This window comes from Trinickia sp. Z7 (assembly GCF_056498045.1).
In genome coordinates this window covers 261,655-279,666 of record NZ_JAUEQW010000004.1, presented here as the reverse complement: position 1 = coordinate 279,666, position 18,012 = coordinate 261,655, and the positions used below count along the sequence as shown (strand labels likewise).

At 65.8% G+C, this 18,012-nt stretch carries 12 protein-coding genes; 2 read left to right on the top strand and 10 right to left on the bottom strand.

Annotated features, from left to right (window positions below):
- Positions 1–23: 23 nt before the first annotated feature.
- From proC to QQS38_RS10015, 6 genes are all read right to left on the bottom strand, one after another.
- Positions 24–836, bottom strand: a complete 813-nt coding sequence (proC, locus tag QQS38_RS10040; protein ID WP_479645221.1) for a pyrroline-5-carboxylate reductase — start codon at positions 834–836, stop codon at positions 24–26.
- Positions 837–986: 150 nt separating this feature from the next.
- Positions 987–1,685 carry a YggS family pyridoxal phosphate-dependent enzyme gene (locus QQS38_RS10035; RefSeq protein WP_479645220.1) on the bottom strand — a complete coding sequence of 233 codons (699 nt, stop codon included), beginning with the start codon at positions 1,683–1,685 and terminating at the stop codon, positions 987–989.
- Positions 1,686–1,841: 156 nt separating this feature from the next.
- The gene (glcF, locus tag QQS38_RS10030; RefSeq protein WP_479645219.1) at positions 1,842–3,113 is read right to left on the bottom strand and encodes a glycolate oxidase subunit GlcF; all 1,272 of its coding nucleotides are present in this window, start codon (positions 3,111–3,113) and stop codon (positions 1,842–1,844) included.
- Between the two features lie 78 nt (positions 3,114–3,191).
- Positions 3,192–4,280, bottom strand: coding sequence for a glycolate oxidase subunit GlcE (gene glcE / locus QQS38_RS10025; protein WP_479645375.1), 1,089 nt, complete (start codon positions 4,278–4,280; stop codon positions 3,192–3,194).
- Positions 4,281–4,505: 225 nt separating this feature from the next.
- A complete protein-coding gene (locus tag QQS38_RS10020) occupies positions 4,506–5,999 on the bottom strand; it encodes an FAD-linked oxidase C-terminal domain-containing protein (RefSeq protein ID WP_479645218.1) in 1,494 nt (497 codons plus the stop codon).
- Positions 6,000–6,019: 20 nt separating this feature from the next.
- Entirely contained in the window at positions 6,020–7,441 is a 1,422-nt protein-coding gene (locus QQS38_RS10015) for an FAD-binding oxidoreductase (protein ID WP_479645217.1), read from the bottom strand.
- 356 nt (positions 7,442–7,797) lie between these two features.
- Here QQS38_RS10015 and QQS38_RS10010 point away from each other — a divergent pair, with 356 nt between their 5' ends.
- Together QQS38_RS10010 and hmpA are read left to right on the top strand one after the other, a co-directional pair.
- Positions 7,798–8,352 (top strand): cob(I)yrinic acid a,c-diamide adenosyltransferase, encoded by a 555-nt coding sequence (locus QQS38_RS10010; protein ID WP_479645216.1) that lies wholly within the window; start codon positions 7,798–7,800, stop codon positions 8,350–8,352.
- A 150-nt stretch (positions 8,353–8,502) separates the two neighbouring features.
- Complete coding sequence (hmpA, locus tag QQS38_RS10005; RefSeq protein ID WP_479645215.1) at positions 8,503–9,711, top strand: NO-inducible flavohemoprotein; 1,209 nt, start codon at positions 8,503–8,505, stop codon at positions 9,709–9,711.
- A 140-nt stretch (positions 9,712–9,851) separates the two neighbouring features.
- On the opposite strand, the gene aroG is transcribed toward hmpA, so the two are convergent.
- The 4 genes from aroG to QQS38_RS09985 all read right to left on the bottom strand — a co-directional run bounded on the left by aroG (position 9,852) and on the right by QQS38_RS09985 (position 17,938).
- A complete protein-coding gene (gene aroG / locus QQS38_RS10000) occupies positions 9,852–10,925 on the bottom strand; it encodes a 3-deoxy-7-phosphoheptulonate synthase AroG (RefSeq protein WP_277429093.1) in 1,074 nt (357 codons plus the stop codon).
- Positions 10,926–11,267: 342 nt separating this feature from the next.
- On the bottom strand, positions 11,268–12,734 hold the full coding sequence (tldD, locus tag QQS38_RS09995; RefSeq protein ID WP_479645214.1) for a metalloprotease TldD: 1,467 nt from the start codon (positions 12,732–12,734) through the stop codon (positions 11,268–11,270).
- A gap of 38 nt (positions 12,735–12,772) precedes the next feature.
- Positions 12,773–13,612 carry a carbon-nitrogen hydrolase family protein gene (locus tag QQS38_RS09990; RefSeq protein WP_479645213.1) on the bottom strand — a complete coding sequence of 280 codons (840 nt, stop codon included), beginning with the start codon at positions 13,610–13,612 and terminating at the stop codon, positions 12,773–12,775.
- 54 nt (positions 13,613–13,666) lie between these two features.
- Positions 13,667–17,938: a YhdP family phospholipid transporter gene (locus QQS38_RS09985; RefSeq protein WP_479645212.1), complete on the bottom strand. Its 4,272-nt coding sequence runs from the start codon at positions 17,936–17,938 to the stop codon at positions 13,667–13,669.
- Between the last annotated feature and the right edge of the window lie 74 nt (positions 17,939–18,012).

The following is an 18,012-nucleotide window of genomic DNA, read 5'->3' as shown; positions in this document are numbered from 1 at the left end:
CGGCTTCTGCGAGGCTGGTCGCGTTATTGATTGCCCAACTCGTCGCCCATTTCTTTCGCGCGGGCATCGGCCGCGAGTGCGCCTTTGACGATGGCTTCCTTGACGCCTTGCGCCTCGAATGCAGCCAACGCTGCGGCTGTCGTGCCGCCCTTCGAGGTCACGCGCTCGCGCAAAACGGCGGCGCTGTCATCCGATTGCACCGCCAGTTGCGCCGCGCCCGCGAACGTGCCGAGCGCCAGGGCGCGACCTTGTTCGTCGCTCAATCCGAGGCGGCGCGCCGCTTCCTGCATCGCCTCGATGAAATAGAACACATAGGCCGGACCGCTGCCCGAGATTGCGGTGACGGCGTCGATCTTTGCTTCGTCGTCGAACCATACCGTCGTGCCGACGGCCCCGAGGACCGCGGATGCGAGCGTACGTCCCGCTTCGTCGACGCCCGCAAGTGCGACCAGCCCCGTCACGCCTTGTCCGATCAGCGCCGGCGTGTTCGGCATGGCGCGCACGACGCGCGTATAGCCGCCGAGCCAGCGCGAGAGATCGGCGCCGCGAATGCCCGCTGCGATGCTGACGACGAGCTGCGTCGACAGATGCGGCGCGAGCGAAGCGCAGACGGCTTTGAGCACTTGCGGCTTCACCGCCAGCACGACGGCATCGTAGCCACGCAACGTTTCATCGGCTTGCGCGCCGGTCGCGACGCCGAACTGCGCGTGAGTGCGTGCCCGGGCGTCTTCGTTGACGTCGATGGCGTAGAGGCCGGCGGGCGCGACGCCGCGCTTGATCAAGCCGCCGATCAATGCCGCGGCCATGTTGCCGCCGCCGATAAATGCGATCTTCATGATGATGTCGAGCAGGAGGAAGGGGTAGGCGTAGCGGGCGATTATAGACCGCCGTCGGTTGGCGTTCCGTCGGGTGCAACCCGGAGCAGGTGCAACCGTGAGCGTGGAGTATCCGGTGCGAGGAGGCCGGGGACGCCGTCGAAGCGTCGTTCAGTGAGCGTAGTCGCGTTTGCCGAAGATGGCCGTGCCGATGCGGACCATCGTCGCGCCTTCGAGCACGGCCGCCTCGAGATCGCCCGACATGCCCATCGATAGGGTATCGAGTGCAACGCCTTGCGCGCGCAACGTTTCATACAGTTCGCGTAGGGTGCGATGTGGCTCGCGCTGCGCTGCCGAATCGGCGGCGGGCTCGGGTATCGACATCAGGCCACGCAGACGAAGCTTGGGCAGACCCGCGATTTCGCGTGCGAGGGCCGGGGCGTCTTCAGGCGCGACACCGCTTTTCGATGCCTCGCCGCTGACGTTCACTTGCAGGCATACGTTCAAAGGGGGCAGCGTATCGGGGCGTTGCTCGGACAAACGTTGAGCGATCTTGAGGCGATCGATCGAATGGACCCAATCGAAATGCTCGGCCACGGGCCGCGTTTTGTTCGATTGCAGCGGGCCGATGAAATGCCACTCGATTTCGGAGCGCAGATCGGCAAGCGCTTCGATTTTGGCGACGGCTTCTTGCACGTAGTTTTCGCCGAAGGCACGCTGTCCCGCGGCGAAAGCGGTGCGGATATCGTCGGCCGGGAACGTCTTCGAGACGGCTAGCAGGCGAACGGCGTCCGTCGACCGCTGGGCGGCCTTAGCCGCGCGTTCGATGCGGGCGTGCACTTCCTGAAGATTCTCGGCGATATGGGACATGGACGGTACGGGAGCGAAGGCTCGAAGTCAGTTGCGGATTATACGGCGCACAGGTGGGCGGGGCGTTGCGTCGCGCGGCCGAGCAGAAGACGGTGCGTTTCGTGCGCACGGGCTTGCGTGACGAGTTGTCCCTCCGGCCGCGCATTTCGTCACCGCTCACCCATAAATCAAATGCTCGACAAGCTCGACCCAATGCGCGACGGGCATCGACGTCCCGCTTTGCAGATGGGCGATACAGCCCACGTTAGCCGACACGATCATCTGCGGTTCGAGCGCCTCGAGGTTCCGCACCTTCCGATCGCGCAACGTGTAAGACAAGGCCGGCTGCGTGACCGAATAGGTCCCGGCCGAGCCGCAACAAAGATGGCTGTCCACCGGCAACCGCGTCTCCACCCCGAGCGTCGCCAATAAGTGCTCGACGGTCCCGCGAATCTGTTGCCCATGCTGCAGCGTACACGGCGGATGAAACGCGATCGTATGCACGCCGCGCCGACGCGCAAGCCCCGCGAGTTCCGCTTCGTAACCGCCGAGCACCTCGGCGATGTCGCGCGACAACTCGGTGATCCGCTGCGCCTTCTCCGCATAATCGGGATCGTTGCGCAGCAAATGGCCGTACTCCTTCACCGTCGCGCCGCAACCGGACGCGTTGATGACGATCGCGTCGATCCCCGCCTCGACATGCGGCCACCAGGCGTCGATGTTGCGCCTCACGTCGTCGAGCGCTTCGTCGCGGTACCCTAGATGCAGGCGAATCGCCCCGCAGCACCCGGCCTCGGGCTCTATGACGGCCTCGATGCCCAACGCATGAAGCACGCGTGCCGTCGCAATATTGATGTTCGGCAGCATGGCCGGCTGCACGCAACCCGCGAGCAACAACATGCGGCGCGTGGTGGCGGGCGCATCCGCGATGGCGCTACTCTTGGCGGTGAGCGGCGCTCCGTTGGCCGGCCATTCGAGCAGACGCTGGCGCGGTGGAATCTTGTCGCGCAGCCGCCGCGGCAAGAACGGACGCACGAGTTGCCCCAGACGCAGCGCCGGTGCAAACACGGCGCTGTTCGGCAGCACGCTCGCCAGTAGTCGCCGCAATAGTTGTTGACGCAACGGCCGTTGCACCGTCGCTTCCACGTGCTGCCGCCCGATCTCGACGAGCCGCCCATACTGCACGCCCGAAGGGCACGTCGTTTCGCAACTGCGGCAAGTCAGGCAGCGATCGAGATGAAGTTGCGTGCTGCGTGTGACCGGCGCGCCTTCCACCATCTGCTTGATCAAATAAATGCGCCCGCGCGGGCCGTCGAGTTCGTCGCCGAGCAATTGATAAGTGGGGCAGGTGGCCGTGCAAAAACCGCAGTGGACACACTTGCGCAGAATCGCTTCGGCCTCTTCGCCGTCGGCGGTGTTGCGGATGAAGTCTGCGAGTTGGGTCTGCATCGCTGCGCTCTTATCCCTTGCTCGGTCGCATGGTTCGTGAAGGCTCGGCGCGCCCTCGGGACGAAAAGGCCCGCGGCATCAGAAGTCGGGATACATGCGCGCGCGATTGAACACGCGCGCCGGGTCGAAAGCCGCCTTCAACCCTCGATGGATCTTCATGATCGGCGCGGGCAGCGGCGTGAAGACGCCAACGCTGCGGTCGAACGCGCGACCGGCGCGGAAGATCGTCGCGTGTCCGCCCGCTTGTTTCGCGCTGATACGCACCGTCTGCGCGTCGGTATCCGTCACCCACCAGCGCTGCGCGCCACCCCATTCCATCAACTGAGCACCGGGCAACTGCAGCGGCTCGGTGATCGATGGCAGCGCGAGGCGCCACAGCGCCGCGTTCGGGGGAATCGAGGCGAAGAACGGGTCCGTTTGTTCCCGCAATCCTTCCCAAAAGCGCTCGGCCTCGACGGCGTCGACAACTTCTCCCCCAATCGCACTGCGCGCCGCTTTAACGCCGCTTTCGGCGCCCGACAACCGTACGGCGAGCGTGCCGTTGCGCCATGCGCTAGCCGTGATGGGCAATGGCCGGCCACCCCATTCGTTCAGCTTGCGCACGGCGTCGGTGCCGTTCATGTCGAACTTGAGCGTCGCTTCCACCGCCGGGCGCGGCATCACCTTGATCGATAGATCGAGCATCAACCCCAGCGTGCCTAGCGAGCCGGCCATGAGCCGTGAAACGTCGTAGCCTGCGACGTTCTTCACGACCTGGCCGCCGAAGCGCAGGACTTCGCCGGCCCCGTTCATCATCGTGACGCCCAATAGGAAATCGCGCGCCGCGCCGGCCTGCGCTCGGCGCGGCCCGGCAATGCCGGCGGCGATGCAACCGCCGAGCGTCGCCGCACGGCCGAAGTACGGAGGCTCGAACGCCAGCATTTGATCATGCTCGGCGAGCGCCGCTTCGACTTCGGCGAGCGGCGTGCCGCAGCGCGCCGTCATGACGAGTTCGGCCGGGTCGTACGCAATGATGCCCCGATAGGCACGCGTATCGAGTATTTCGCCCTGCAATTGCTGACCGTACCAGTCCTTCGTGCCAGCGCCGCGTACGCGCAACGGACGCGCCTCTGCCGTGGCCGTCCGAATCCGTTCGGACCAGTAGGCCACGATCTCTTCGTCTTGCATGCCTTCCCGCTTCGTCGTGTCGTTCATCCGGTTGTGCCGGCTTTTTGCAAGTCATGCCGTCGTTCACTTCGTTCCAGATTGTACCGACCGAGCGCCCCGAGACAAGCCGCTAGGCGCTTGCCTAGGGGTAACTACGCGTATGAGCCGATGCCGCCGGCTATTGCGGTGGCAGCCGGCAGCGACGAACCGCGCGCCGAACGAACGGGTGGTTGCGGCGACCCGGCCCTAGAATCGAGGCAACTCCGGGTGCGGCAACAAGCCGCCGCTCACGCGCATCTTCCCGTATTCGGCGCAGCGTGCGCGCGTCGGAATGCCTTTGGTGGGGTTGAGCAATTCGGCTGGATCGAATGCGCGCTTGACGGCGAAAAATGCATCGCGTTCGGCCTGCGAAAACTGCACGCACATCGAGTTGATTTTCTCGATGCCGACGCCGTGCTCGCCCGTGATCGTGCCGCCGAATTCGACGCACGTTTCGAGGATCTCGGCGCCGAATTCCTCGGCCCGTCGAAGCTCGTCCGGGTCGTTGCCGTTAAATAGGATGAGGGGGTGCATGTTGCCGTCGCCGGCATGGAACACATTGATGCAACGCAGGCCGTACTTGCCTTCCAGCGTTTCGATGCGGGCGAGCAAGGGGCCGATGCTGCGGCGTGGGACCGTCCCGTCCATGCAGTAGTAATCGGGCGAGATGCGGCCAGCGGCGGGGAATGCATTCTTGCGGCCGGACCAAAAGCGCAGGCGTTCCGCTTCGCTGCGCGATATCTGCAGGCGCGTCGCGCCATGCTCGCGCAGCACCGCCGTCATGCGCACGATCTCGTCGGCCACTTCTTCGGGCGTGCCGTCCGACTCGCACAGCAAGATGGCGGCGGCATCGAGGTCGTAGCCCGCGCCGACGAACGCTTCCACGGCCTGCGTGGCGGGCTTGTCCATCATCTCGAGGCCGGCCGGGATGATGCCGGCGGCAATAATGCCCGCCACGGCTTGCCCGCCTTTGACGACATCGTCGAAGCTCGCCATTACGACCTGCGCGGTTTGCGGCTTGGGGATCAGCTTGACCGTCACTTCGGTCACGACCGCGAACATGCCTTCGCTGCCGATCATGACGGCGAGCAAATCGAGCCCCGGCGAATCCGGCGCGAGCGAGCCGAATTCGACGATGTCGCCATCCATGGTGACGGCGCGCACACGCATGACGTTGTGAACCGTCAAGCCGTATTTCAGACAGTGCACTCCGCCCGAGTTCTCCGCGACGTTGCCACCGATCGTGCAGGCGATTTGCGACGAAGGATCGGGTGCATAGTAGAGCCCATACGGCGCTGCGGCTTCGGATACGGCCAGGTTGCGAACGCCTGGCTGGACCGTGGCCGTGCGCGCATAGGAATCGACTTCGACGATTTTCGTGAAGCGCGAGAGCGAAAGCACGACACCATGCGCGATCGGCGTGGCGCCTCCCGAGAGGCCCGTGCCTGCGCCACGTGGCACCACGGGCACGCCCAGCCGCTTGCAGATTTGCACGACGCGCTGCACTTGCGCTTCGGTTTCGGGCAGCGCGACGGCGAGCGGCAACTGACGATAGACGCTCATGCCGTCGCACTCGTACGGCGCGGTATCTTCATCGCGGTAAAGCAGGCAGTGCGCGGGCAGCGTGGCCATCAACGCTTGCACGACTTCTCGCTGGCGCTCGGCGCGGATGGCGGCGGCCGGCAAGGCAACGGCTTCCATAGGTTCCCCCGTCGGTTGGATTAGGCCGTGTACGAAAAAATCTTGCCCGGATTCATCAAATTGCGCGGATCGAACGCATGCTTGATGGCGCGCATCGCGTCCACGGCTGCGAGGCCGTGCTCTTCGAGCAGGAAATCCATCTTGTGCAAGCCTATGCCGTGCTCTCCCGTGCATGTGCCGCCCATCGACAGCGCCCGCTCCACCACGCGCCGGTTCAGCCGCTCGGCTTCGGCCAGCTCTTCAGGCTTGGCCGGATCGATCAGCATGGCGACATGGAAGTTGCCGTCGCCGACGTGGCCGACGATCGGGCAGGGCAGCGGCGAGCCGATCAGGTCCTCTTCGGTTTGAACGACGCAATCGGCGAGCCGTGAAATCGGGACGCAAACGTCGGTGGTAACGGCGCGGCACCCCGGCTTCAATTGCAGCATCGCGAAGAACGCCGTATGGCGCGCGTTCCACAGGCGGCTGCGCTCTTCGGGGCGCGTCGCCCAGGCAAAACCGCTGCCGCCGTGCTCGGCGGCCAGGGCCTCCACACGTTCGGCCTGCTCCGTGACGCTCGCCTCGGTACCGTGAAATTCGAAGAACAGCGTGGGCGATTCGGTCAGCGTGAGGTTCGAGTGCCGATTGATCGCGCGAATGGCCAGCGCGTCGACGAATTCGACCCGCGCGATCGGCACCCCAAGTTGAATGGTTTCGATGACGGTGCGCACGGCCTCGCCCATCGACGGGAAGGCGCAGACGGCTGCCGATACCGCTTCGGGCTGCGGGTAGAGCCGCACGGTGACTTCGGTGATGACGCCTAGCGTGCCTTCCGAGCCGACGAATAGGCGTGTGAGATCGTAGCCGGCCGACGACTTGCGGGCTCGCGTGCCGGTTTTGACGATCCGGCCATCGGCGAGCACGACGGTGAGCCCAAGGACGTTTTCACGCATCGTGCCGTAGCGCACGGCGTTGGTGCCCGAAGCGCGCGTGGCCGCCATGCCGCCGAGACTGGCGTCGGCGCCCGGATCGATCGGAAAGAACAGGCCCGTGTCGCGCAGCGCTTCGTTCAATGTCTTGCGTGACACCCCCGCTTGGACGGTGGCTGTCATGTCCTCGGCCGCGACCGAAACGATGCGGTTCATGCCCGATACGTCGATCGTGACGCCGCCTTCGACGGCAAGCAGTTGCCCCTCGAGCGAGGAGCCGTTGCCGTAAGCGATGATCGGCACATCGTAGCGCGCGCATAGTTCGACGGCGGTTTTCACGTCTTCGGTGCTTTGAGCGAAGACGACGGCGTCGGGCAACTGCGGGTCGAACGGCGACTCGTCGCGCCCGTGATGCGCACGCACCGCTTCCGAAACCGACACGCGCTCGCCGAACGCGGCTTGGAGCGCCGTGAGCAAGGCGGGCGGAAACGGCCGGCGAGCGGCCACGGCGGCGGGGGGCGCGGGATGGTTCACGAAGGTGTCTCCTGACGCGCGCATACCGAAACGGCTCGCGCGTCGATGTCATGCAGCTAGTGAGGCCAATCAAGCTACGAAGCGGCGCGTGCCGCGATCGCACATGGCGCGTGCACTCAGTTCAAAGGTCGGTTCATTCTACGCCCATCGCCGGCGCACCAGAATTGGCCGAACGGCCGATCCCGAGCCGGGCAAAAGGGCATCGCGGCGCGCCTATAATGATCCGCTTTCAGCTGTCGCGGCCCGCTCGCCCGTCTTCGCGGGCGCCGAGCGCCGAAGCGAATCGACCGCTGATGCCCCGGCAACGGCAAGTCAACGGCAACAAAGTCAACGGCAACAAAAAAGGGAGCAACGATATGGGCCACCGCTTGAGCAAAATCGCCACGCGCACGGGCGACGACGGCACGACCGGCCTTGGCGATGGCAGCCGCGTGCGCAAGGACGACGCACGCATCGTCGCCATGGGCGACGTCGACGAACTGAACTCGAACATAGGCGTGCTCTTGACCGAGCCGCTGCCGGAGGATGTGCGCGACGCGCTTACTGCCATCCAGCACGATCTGTTCGATCTAGGCGGTGAAATCTGCATCCCGGGCCACGTCGTGATCGGCGATGCCCATCTCGCCCGCATCGACGGTTGGCTCGCGCACTACAACGCGAGCTTGCCGCCCCTCAAAGAGTTCATCCTGCCCGGCGGCTCGCGCGCCGCCTCGCTCGCGCACGTCTGCCGCACCGTTTGCCGCCGGGCCGAGAGAGCAATCGTCACGCTCGGCCTTACTCAATCGCTCGCCGATGCCCCGCGTCGCTACGTGAACCGCTTGTCCGACCTGCTGTTCGTGCTCGCCCGCGTGCTCAATCGGGCGGATGGCGGCGCCGATGTCCTGTGGCAGCCCGAACGCCGCGTTCAATAGCGCAGCCGCAGCAGAGCGAATGGATCGATTCTGAGCAAACGACGAGCGGTTGCCGCCTGCGCGGCATGCTGCCCTGCGACAAAGTGTCGTATGGAGGCGGCGGTCTATTAAAATGTATTCTTGATACATCTTAACGACGAGCGCGAATCGATGACCTCCGCCCTTACGCCCGACCAAATTTCTCGCGTCAAAGCGACCGCCCCGGTGTTCGCCCAACATGGCGCCACGATCACCAAGCATTTCTACCGCCGCATGTTCGCGAATCGTCCCGAGTTGAGGAACTTGTTCAACCAGACGCACCAGACGAGCGGCAGTCAAGCGGACGTGCTCGCCCACGCCGTGTACGCCTATGCCGCGAACATCGACAACCTCGGCGCGCTCGGCGCCGCGGTGGGCCGCATTTCGCACAAGCATGCGAGCCTGAACATTCGTCCCGAGCACTACCCGATCGTCGGTGAGAACCTGCTTGCGTCGGTGGTCGAGGTGCTGGGCGATGCCGTGGACGAAGCGACGCTCGAAGCTTGGCGTGCCGCATATGCGCAGCTAGCCCAGATCATGATCGGGGCCGAGGCGAAGCTCTATGAGGGCGCGGCATGGAGCGGCTATCGCCCGTTCGTCGTCTCGCGCAAAGTCGTGGAAAGCGACGAGATCACTTCGTTCTATCTGACGCCCACGGACGGCGCCCCGGCAGCGAGCTTCCAGCCGGGCCAATTCGTGTCGGTGAAGCGCTACGTGGGCGAGCTCGGCGTGGATCAGCCCCGCCAATACAGCTTGTCCGACGCGCCCCACGGCAAGTGGCTGCGCATTTCGGTGAAGCGGGAAGGCGGTAACGAGGCGGTGCCCGCTGGCCGTTTGTCCACGCTGTTGCACGACGGAGTGGAAGAGGGCGCGATCGTCGAAGTGACGGCGCCGATGGGCGATTTCCGCCTCGATCGGTCGAAGTCGACCCCGGTTGTGCTCGTTTCCGGTGGCGTGGGCATCACGCCGATGGTATCGATGCTCTCGACGCTCGTCGCCGGCGGTAGCGAGCGCCGCGTCGCGTTCGTGCATGCGTGCCGCTCGGGCAATGTCCACGCGTTCAAAACGTGGCTAGCCGAAGTCGTGGCGACGCGCCCGAACGTGTCGCGCGCGGTGTTCTACGAAGAAGTGGGCGTGGCCGACCGGCCAGGCGTCGACTACGACTTCGAAGGCCGCATCGACTTCGCGAAGATCGCCGAGCAAGCCGTCGTGCCCGACGCCGATTACTACCTCTGCGGCCCGATGGGTTTCATGGAGGCGCAGCGCGACGCGCTCGTGGCCCGCGGCATCGATCCCGCGCGCATCCACAGCGAGGTGTTCGGCACGGGCGCACTCGCCTAAAGCGCGATCAGCGATCAAGGTCGCGCTACAAGCGACCGCTCGCGATGCGACGGGCCGCCAGCCTTAGGGGAAACGAACAACCCCAAGGCTGGCGGCCCGTTCGTCATGGCGGGCTCGCCTCGATACGAGTCAGTCGCGAGTCAGTTGCCGCTGCCGCGTGCGATGCGCCGTTGCTTCACGCTTTGCGCCAACCCTTCGAGCACGGCGACGCTCTCGTCCCAGCCGATGCATGCGTCGGTGATGCTTTGGCCGTATGTGAGCGGGCAGTTCGGCTGCAGGTCCTGGCGTCCGGCCACGAGATGCGACTCGACCATCACGCCCACGATGCGCTCATCGCCCGCTGCAACTTGCCGGCCGATATCGGCGCAAACCGGAATCTGGTTTTCGTGTTTCTTCGAGCTATTGGCGTGGCTCGCATCGATCATCAAGCGCGCCGCGAGGCCGGCGCGGCCGATATCGGCGCAGGCCGCATCGACGCTCGCCGCATCGTAGTTCGGCGTCTTGCCGCCGCGCAGGATCACGTGACAATCCTCGTTGCCCGCGGTGGAGACGATGGCCGAGTGGCCGCCCTTGGTCACCGACAGGAAGTGGTGCGGCTGTGAAGCCGCCTTGATCGCATCGACGGCGATCTTGACGTTGCCGTCGGTGCCGTTCTTGAAGCCGACCGGGCAGGAGAGGCCCGATGCCAGCTCGCGGTGCACTTGCGATTCGGTCGTGCGCGCGCCGATCGCGCCCCAGGACACCAAGTCCGCAATGTACTGAGGGCTGATCATGTCGAGGTACTCGGTGCCGGCGGGCAGCCCGATCTCGTTGATGCCGACGAGCAGTTCGCGTGCGGCGCGCAGCCCATCGTTGATCTTGAAGCTGTTGTCGAGATACGGATCGTTGATGAGCCCTTTCCAGCCGACCGTCGTCCGCGGCTTTTCGAAGTACACGCGCATGACGATTTCAAGCTCGCCGGCAAAGCGCTTGCGTTCGCCCACGAGCCGGCTCGCGTACTCGAGCGCGGCCTTCGGGTCGTGAATCGAGCACGGGCCGATGATGACGATGAGCCGATCGTCCATGCCGTGCAGGATGCGATGCATCGCGCGCCGCGCGCTGTAGATCAGATCGGAGACGCCCTCGCTGCACGGAAACTCGCGGATCAAATGCGCGGGCGGCGTGAGTTCTTTGAGTTCTCGAATACGGACGTCGTCGGTATTGTGCGGGGGCATGCTGCGGTTCTCCTCATCGGTTCGGTACGGTTTCGCCGGCGATCGACTGAGCCAAGGCGAAAAAAAACCGCCAGGTTCGCTGGCGGTTTTTCGGGAATTCGGGTTTGCGTTGAGCGCTAACACCCCTCTCGATCCGCCAGCGGACTGAGATGCCAAAAGAAGTAAAAATAAAACTTCGTGGACATAGCGGGGGTAAGGCTCGTCATCAAAAGGTGTGTCCCACTTTATACGCCGGTTGAGCGCGGTCTGCAACCGCCAGGCCCGAAAAATGCGGGCACCTTGCACAAAATGCCGCAGCCGCGCAAAAAAACCGCATGGGTGCCGCGACGGCCAATCGATAGGTCAGGCCGTTCCGCCCACGGTCAGGTTATCGATGCGCAAGGTCGGTTGGCCCACGCCCACGGGCACGCTTTGGCCTTCCTTGCCGCAGACGCCCACACCCGTATCGAGCGCCATGTCGTTGCCGATCATGCTCACGTACTTGAGCGACTCCGGGCCGCTGCCGATCAAGGTTGCGCCCTTGACGGGGTAGGTGACCTTGCCGTTCTCGATCATGTAGGCCTCGGACGCCGAAAACACGAACTTGCCGTTGGTGATGTCGACCTGGCCGCCGCCGAAGTTGACTGCGTAGATGCCGTGTTTGACCGATTCGATGATTTCCTGCGGCGCCTTGTCGCCGGCCAGCATGTACGTGTTCGTCATGCGCGGCATCGGCAGGGCCGCATACGATTCGCGCCGCGCGTTGCCGGTGACGGGCATCTTCATGAGCCGCGCGTTGAGGGTGTCTTGGATGTAGCCTTTGAGCACGCCGTCTTCGATCAGCGTCGTGCATTGCGTCGGGTTGCCTTCGTCGTCGATATTCAGCGAGCCGCGGCGGTTCGGCAGCGTCCCGTCATCGACCACCGTCACGCCCTTGGCCGCGACGCGCTCGCCGATGCGCCCGGCGAATGCGGACGACCCCTTGCGGTTGAAGTCGCCTTCGAGCCCGTGGCCGATCGCTTCGTGCAGCAAGACGCCGGGCCAACCCGGCCCGAGCACGACCGTCATTGCTCCGGCCGGGGCCGGGCGCGCTTCCAAATTGACGAGCGCGGCCTTGACGGCATCGTCGACGTAGCGGGCCAGGATGTCGTCGGTGAAGTATGCGTAATCGAAGCGGCCGCCGCCGCCGCCGCTGCCGATCTCGCGCCGGCCGTTCTGTTCGGCGATGACCGTCACCGACACGCGCACGAGTGGGCGGATGTCGGCCGCGAGCGCGCCGTCGCTGCGCGCGACGAGCACGACGTCGTATTCGCCGGCCAGCCCCGCCATCACCTGGGTGATGCGCGTATCGCGGCTGCGGGCCATCTGTTCGATCCGCTCGAGCAGCTTGACCTTCTCGGTCGCATCGAGCGAGGCGAGCGGATCGGCCGCCAAGTAAAGGTCACGGCCCGTCACGCCCTTGAGCGAAGTAGCCACTTGGATCTTGCGCTTGCCGCCGCCCATTTTGGCGATCGAGCGCGTGGCATGCGCGGCCTGCGCCAGGGCTTCGGGCGAAAGGTCGTCCGAGTACGCGAATGCCGTGCGGTCGCCCGCCACGGCGCGCACGCCGACGCCTTTGTCGATGCTGAAGCTGCCCGACTTCACGATCCCTTCCTCTAGGCTCCATGCCTCGCTGCGCGTCGCTTGGAAGTACAGGTCGGCATAGTCGACACGATGCGTGAAGATCTCGGCGAGCGTGCGCGTGAGCCGCGCTTCGTCGAGGCCATAAGGGGTGAGCAGGACGTCTTTCGCGGTCGCGAGATTGCGGATGCCGGGTTCGATGAGATTCATGCGGTCGTTCGATGCCAAGAAGGTTAAGCAAGCGCGCTTTAAGCCAGCACGCGGTGGCGCCACGCAGGCAGGCTGCGTCTCACCTCGTCGATGCGTGCGCGGTCGATGTCGCCCGCTACCACGCCGGGGCCTTCGTCGAGGACAGCCATGATCTCGCCCCAAGGGTCGATCAGCATGCTGTGGCCCCACGTGCGCCGCCCATTTTCGTGCGAACCGCCTTGGGCCGCGGCGAGCACGTAGCACTGATTCTCGACGGCCCGCGCGCGCAGCAACATCTCCCAATGCGCGCGGCCCGTCGTATAGGTGAAGGCCGAAGGCACGACGATCAGCGCGACATCGCCCATGCGCCGATAAAGCTCCGGGAAGCGCAAATCGTAGCAGACCGACAGCCCCACGCGTCCGAACGGTGCGTCGAAGGCGCGAACCTCGCCGCCGGGGCGGATCGTGCGGGCTTCGTCGAACGACTCCGCGCCTTTTTCGAAATTGAACAGGTGGATCTTGTCGTAGCGTGCTTTTTCCGTGCCGCTCGGATCGAATACGAGCGTCGTATTGAGCACGCGCGAGGCGTCGGGCGCCGGCTCGGTGACGGCAAGCGGCAGCGTGCCGCCTATGATCCATACGCCGTGACGGCGCGCGCTGTCGGCGAGGAAGCGTTGAACCGGGCCGTCGCCGTAAGTCTCGCGCACGGCCAGCTTGTCCGCATCCTTATGGCCCATGAAACAGAAGTACTCGGGCAGCAGCACGAGTTGGGCGCCTTCGGCCGCGGCCTGCGCGATGAGCCGTTCGGCGTCGGCGAGATTGCGCTCGCGCTCCGGCGTGCTCACCATCTGCAGCGCGGCGACGCGAAAGGGTGTCGTAGGGGCAGGTCGATCGCTCATCGATTCGATATCGGATGCTGCCGGGCAACCCGAGCGCGTGGCCCCGCGGGGAGGTCAGTGGCCCGTCGCCTCGGCCGGAGCAGCCATCTTACCCCGATCGGCCGTGAGCCGCTCGACGAGCGGATGCGACCACGACCCCGTTACCGAATAATCGTGCGCGAATGCGCGCGCGATCGACTGCGAAAGCGCGACATTGGCGACGAGTGCGCCCAAGCCGAGCAGTGGATTGACGACCGTCGCTGCGATGACGGCCGAGCCCGCGTTCAGCGTGGGCGTCAGAACCACGTGCAAATGCTGCGTCTCCTGAGCGAGATCGACGGAGCCCGACAGATCGGCGCGCATCGGTGCCGTCACGACCCGGAAGTCGTCGGTGCTGGCGATGCCGTTCGCAATCAGCGCCTTGCCCGTCACGCTCTGGAACGGAAGCCCCTCGCCGATGACGTCGCGGAAGTTCAAGGTGAGCACGCGCGTCAGGCTCTGCAGGCTCAGCACGCCGAGCAGCTTGGCGACGGCCGGATCCACCTTGAGGATTTGACCGTGATGCAGATCCATCGTGAAACGGCCGTTCAGCGTCGGGTAGTCGATCGCGGTGGGGCCGCCGCGCCAGACGACCTTGCCCGCGAGGGTGCCCGCTCCGGCCTTCACCGTTCGCGGCAGACCGAAGCGGTCGAGCAGCGCGCCCGCATCCTCGACGTCGAGCTTGAAGTCGACGATCGTGCGGCGCGGCGTGTCGGCGTCGACCTCGCTGCCGAGCCGGCGCGAAGTGCGCCAGTTCGCCGTGGCGAGCAGGTGGGCGGCCGGGTTCGAGACCTCTAGTTTGTCGACTTGCCAAACGGGCACGCCGTCCTCGTCGAAGTTGCGCGCATTCAAGGCCAGACGGCCGATGTCGTGCTGACGCACCTGCAGAGCGTCGATGACGAGATCGATCGCCGGCATGTGCTCGTTCGCGCCCGGCGTGAGCTGCCCGAGCAGTTCGTGCCCCACGGCAACCGGGATGGTGGCCTTCTGCAGTCGCGCGCGCAGCAGGCCGCCGGGGGAATCGGCGTCTCCAGGCTGCCACGATAGGTTGCCCGCGAGTTCGCCGGAAGCGACATCGGCTTGCCAGCGCTCGTCCGCGTGAGTCGCATCGATCGAGACGTTCGACCATTGGCGGTTCATGAGCTTGAGGGTTCTGAAGCGCGCGGCGATGCGGCTTGGCAGGAACGGCGATTGAACCGCCCCTGCATTCTCCCTCTTCTCTTTTCCGCGGGGCGGCCCGGCTGGCGCTTGCGCCATGACGGCTGAATTCCCCGCGGCCTGCGCGCTCTGCAGGCGGCTGGCGCGTAGCTCGTTGACCAGTGCGCGCCAGGCGTCGGCGTCGAGCGAGTCGGCGGTCAGCGCCGCCGTGACGCCGTGCGGCGGTAGTTCGGCCGGTTCGCCGAGCCCCACCGCGCCTTGCAAGACGGTCAGCGGCGAGGCGCCCTTGCCGTTTGCCGCTGCGCGCTCGACGACATAGGCTGCTTGCAACGGGCCGAGGCGCAGATCGGCGCGCGCCCGGCCGCCGTCGCTCAGCGAAGAGGCCTCGCCGTTCGCGGCGCCGAGCGGTTCGACGTCGAACGAAAACGGCATCGGGGCGCCGCGCGGCTTGCCGAGCGGCGCCGGCAGATCGAGCGCGAGACCCGACAGATCGGAATGGGCGGACACGGTCGGCAGCGACCCGCGTGCACCGCGCACGTCGATCGCGTAGGGCGCGTCGCCCGAGAGATGGCCGAGCAGCTTTGCGGCGGGGCCTTCCAGGTCCAATTGCCGAGTGCTGTCGGCGGCGATGCGGCCGGCGATGTCGAACGCATAGGTACCGTTCTCGCGCAGCGCGCCGTTCGCGCGTATGTCGCCGCCGAGCCAGCGGCCCGCGACGCGTTCGAGTGCGAGCGTCTGCTTCGTGAAATGCACGCGGCCCTTCAGCGCTTCGAGCGGCGGAAGCTGCGGCGTCGACAGCGTATTGCCTTCGAGTCCCACCGTGCCCGTGACGCCCACATGCGGCTCGTGCGTGCGCGGCACGGTCAGCGTGAGCGCCAGCGTGGCAGGCCCGCTTGCGCTCACTTTCTCGCCGATATGGCCGGACATGCCGGCGAGGGCGCTGCGGTTGACATAGTCGAGCATGTCGGCGAGGGGGCCACGGGCGTCCCCGTCGATGACGAGATCGGATCCGTGGTTGCCGAGATCGTCGATGCGGCCCGCAACGCGCGTGATCGCGACGCGTTGATAGCGCGCGCGCGTGATGTCGAAGCGCAGCAAGTTTTCCTTCAACGTGAAGACGCCGTCGATGCCGTCGAGTGCCGGCCAAACGTCCGGTGTGCCGTTCTTGAGCGTTTTCAACGGGTAGGGGGAGGGGTCGAATTTGCCTCCGGAGAACGGCGCGACGATGCGGAAAACGCCTGCCTGCGGCTCGCGCGAGTAAGGAAATTTGTCGAGGCCGCCATGGACTTCGATCGTCGCGTTGCGCGCAACGCCGTCTTGCAGCCCGTGGCTCAAATAGTGACGCAAGTGCTCGCCGATGCTCGTCGGCAAGTAGCGAGGAATCATCGGCGCTTTGGCGCGCGCGATCGTCGCCTTCAGATCGAGCGCACCGCGACCGTGGCCCGGATTGGTGTAGGTGGCCGCCAGCGTGCCCGCCGTATCGGCGTTCTCGAGGCTCAGTTCGGGCACCGTCACCGAAAACGCCTTGTGCGCCTCGCCCGGCGCACGCGCGGGGCCGACCGTCCAATTTCCGCGTGCTCGCAGCCGATCGAAGGTGAGCCTGGGATCGTCGAATTGCCCGGGAATCGTGACGGCGGCATTGACGGTGTCGATCGTCAGTTCGCCGTGCCGCTCGTCGGCATCGATACTGCCCCAAAGGTTTTCGAAGCCCGGCAGGCCCGCGCGAGGATGGCCCGCGGGCGAAAGACCGGGCGGCGGCTCCTGCGCGGCGAGGCTGATGCCCTGAAGGTCTCCCTTGAAGCGGTAGCGCACGACCGGCGCTTGCCCTGCGACGCGCTCCTCGCTTGCGGCGAGCGCACTCTCGGGGCGGGCACGTTCGACCGCGATCGTGTAATTGGCGACCATGCCGCGCGGATCGAAGCGGACGAGCTCGTCGAGGAAACGGCGCGGCACGGGCAATGCACGGCTGAACTCCGCGAGAATGCCGAGATCGACGCGATCCCCGGTCACGCTCATCAGTTGGCCGTGCTCGGTCGTCGGCACCCGGTATTCGCCCGTCAGCGTAGCGAACGTGAGCGTGCGCGAAACGGGCGTGCCGTCGGCGAGGGGCGGCTGGCCGAGCTCGGCGTGCAAGTCCGTGAGCCGCAGCTTGTAGTCGCGCTGCGCTTGGATCTGCAGCGCCCAGCCGAAACGGGCGACAGGCAAGTCGAGCTTGGGCTGCGTCGGCCGAACGCGCAATGCGATGTCCGAACCTTGAAGCGCGCCGTGCGCCGAGAGGATGTGTCCATTGCCGAATCGCGCCCAGATCGCATTGTCGACCCGGCCCGCGTAAGTCTTCACGGGCAACTTCACATAGGCGGCGAGCATCGGCAATTCGACCGGGCCCGTGGAGAGATACGCCTGGCCCGTCCAATTTTGCGGCTTGCCGACGGCCATCAACGGCGTATGGCGAAAGCGCGCGCGAAAATCGACCGGGCCTTTGAGCAAGGCGCCTTCGCCCGGGGCCTGCAGGGCGACCCGGTGCGTGAAGCCGTCGTTGAGCATGGCGATGCGCACGTCGTGCAGCGCGAGCTCGGGTGCGCCGCGCTGCGCATCGCGCCAGCGCAGCGTACCGCCGCGCAAGACGATCGCTCGTTGCGAGAGCAGCCAGCTCGAGAACGTGTCGTTGCCGTTGTGCGTGGTCGGCACGCCCACGCCGCCCACCCATAGCGAGCCGTCGCTCTCGCGCGCCGCCAATACGTCGGGCCGCTCGATCACGAGGCTCGCGAGCGCCGGCTCGAGCCGCAGCGAGGAGGCCCATGACAGGTTGGCGGTCGCATGCGGCACGGACAACGCGAGGTTGCCATTTCTATCGCGGATGGTCAGGCCGGAGACGTCGATTCCGGGCTCGAGCCCCGACCAGAACGGCGCGAGCTTGTCGATTCGCACCTGGGCGTGGAGCCGCTGCGAAACGATCGCCTCGATGCGCGGGCGGAAATCGTCGATGCGCGGCAGTACGACGTAGCGTAGGCCGATGAATAGGGCCGCGACGACGAAGTAGACGATGCACGCGATGACCAGCGCGAGATGCAGGACCCGGCGCAGCCGCCGATGTTCGTGACGCGCGTGTCCGGCAACGGCGGCTTCGGCGGATTCCTTGCTGTCGGACATACTGCGGCGAATCGGGATATGAATATGGTAGTTTGGCGTCTAGGACGACGAAATGTATCACAGCGGCCGGTCGA

Excerpts from the sequence above, each read along its gene's own strand:
- QQS38_RS10035 (WP_479645220.1), bottom strand. The coding sequence starts at position 1,685 with ATGTCCCATATCGCCGAGAATCTTCAGGAAGTGCACGCCCGCATCGAA.
- glcF (WP_479645219.1), bottom strand. The coding sequence starts at position 3,113 with ATGCAGACCCAACTCGCAGACTTCATCCGCAACACCGCCGACGGCGAA.
- QQS38_RS10010 (WP_479645216.1), top strand. The coding sequence starts at position 7,798 with ATGGGCCACCGCTTGAGCAAAATCGCCACGCGCACGGGCGACGACGGC.
- QQS38_RS10020 (WP_479645218.1), bottom strand. The coding sequence starts at position 5,999 with ATGGAAGCCGTTGCCTTGCCGGCCGCCGCCATCCGCGCCGAGCGCCAG.
- tldD (WP_479645214.1), bottom strand. The coding sequence starts at position 12,734 with ATGAATCTCATCGAACCCGGCATCCGCAATCTCGCGACCGCGAAAGAC.
- aroG (WP_277429093.1), bottom strand. The coding sequence starts at position 10,925 with ATGCCCCCGCACAATACCGACGACGTCCGTATTCGAGAACTCAAAGAA.
- proC (WP_479645221.1), bottom strand. The coding sequence starts at position 836 with ATGAAGATCGCATTTATCGGCGGCGGCAACATGGCCGCGGCATTGATC.
- glcE (WP_479645375.1), bottom strand. The coding sequence starts at position 4,280 with ATGCAAGACGAAGAGATCGTGGCCTACTGGTCCGAACGGATTCGGACG.
- QQS38_RS09985 (WP_479645212.1), bottom strand. The coding sequence starts at position 17,938 with ATGTCCGACAGCAAGGAATCCGCCGAAGCCGCCGTTGCCGGACACGCG.
- QQS38_RS09990 (WP_479645213.1), bottom strand. The coding sequence starts at position 13,612 with ATGAGCGATCGACCTGCCCCTACGACACCCTTTCGCGTCGCCGCGCTG.
- hmpA (WP_479645215.1), top strand. The coding sequence starts at position 8,503 with ATGACCTCCGCCCTTACGCCCGACCAAATTTCTCGCGTCAAAGCGACC.